Below are 1,485 nucleotides of genomic sequence, written 5' to 3'. Positions count from 1 at the left end.
ATGGCGGTGATGATTTGAATAGCAAACGGTCTCCTGATAAGGAGCGTTTTATATGAGGGAGAGATGGAAAGTCAACTTATGCTTTCTTTGGACGAACCCCTAAGGTATGACAAAGCGCGTAAGTCATTTCTGCACGGTTTAGGGTATAGAAATGGAAATCTTTCACGCCTTCACGGCTTAGGATACGAACCATATCAATGGCCTGACTTGCACCCACAAGCTGACGCGTCACAGGATCATCATCTAAGCCTTCAAACTGCTTTGCCATCCAACCAGGCACTTTAACGTTATTCTGCGCAGCAAAGCGAGAAGCTTGCTTGAAGTTAGAAACTGGGAGAATGCCAGGGACAATTTCAACGTCAATGCCTGCCGCCACACAGCGATCGCGGAAACGTAAGTAACTTTCTACATCAAAAAGAACTGTGTGATTGCACGGTTTACTCCGGCATCCACTTTACGTTTTAGATTGAGCAAATCCGCTTGAGCGCTTTTCGCTCTGGTGGCACTCTCGGAAACGCTGCCACTGAAATATCAAAATCGTGCAATGACTTAAGTAGCGTCACCAAATCCGACGCATACATATCTGGCGCACCACCACCAGGAGGAATATCACCTCGCAGTGCCACGATATTTTTAATGCCATTCGCCCAATAGTCGTTGGCAATATTGATCAACTCTTCACGGCTGGCATCAATACAGGTTAAGTGTGGAGCAGCAACTAGCCGTCTGCGCTTTGACTCTCTTTAATGATTGAGTGTTAGTGCGATCACGCTCACCTGAATTCGCACCATAAGTCACAGAAACAAACTTAGGCTGACAGTGTTTTTAAACGATCACCGAATTCCACAACGTTTCTTCCATTTAGCGGCGTACTTGGCGGAAAAAACTCAAAGGAAACGTTGATATTGTCTGATTAACTCAGCGATATTCTGATTTAAAGCGTCGATATGACTAGCGTGCGTGTATCCATCTYYCTCTCCCTGTGACCCTTCGCCACAAAATAAATCTCAATCCTTAAATCGACGTTTAGACGTCTATATGTCCACAGAATGTATTGAATACGATTTAATGTCAACCTTGTGATTATGAATTTTTCTCAAGTTCATAATGAGCATAGTTCAAGTAGAAGAAAGGGACCGCTTGGGTCCCTATCAAATCATCCGTCTTCTCTTAGAACAAGCCAGCTAAGCGATTGAGATCAGACTGAATTGCGCCAGCAGTCACTTCACGCCCAGCCCCCGGCTCGAATCACTAAAGGATTATCACGATACCATTTACTCTCAATGGCAAAGATATTGTCACACGGCAACAAGTTCGCCAAAGCATGCTCTCTTTGTAGCGCTTCAACACTGACACGAGCTTTACCATTTTTTCTAGACGAGCTTAACATAGCAGAGCACCTGATCTTGACGCTGCGCCYTAGTTAGACGCTCTTGCAAACGCTCACTCAATAAGTGGGCTTGGTCAAAGAAATCGTCAAGAGAC

2 pseudogenes are annotated in these 1,485 nt (G+C 44.9%); both read right to left on the bottom strand.

Going from position 1 to position 1,485, the window contains the following annotated elements:
* Positions 1 to 76: 76 nt before the first annotated feature.
* Positions 77 to 947, bottom strand: a pseudogene (gene metF / locus CIK04_RS26065) (methylenetetrahydrofolate reductase).
* A 223-nt stretch (positions 948 to 1,170) separates the two neighbouring features.
* Positions 1,171 to 1,485: pseudogene (gene metL / locus CIK04_RS26060) on the bottom strand (bifunctional aspartate kinase/homoserine dehydrogenase II); the annotation flags it as partial.

It is taken from the genome of Vibrio sp. 03_296, from assembly GCF_002265885.1.
Note: the sequence above shows the minus strand (reverse complement) of the source record. Positions and strands in the feature narration are given on the sequence as shown.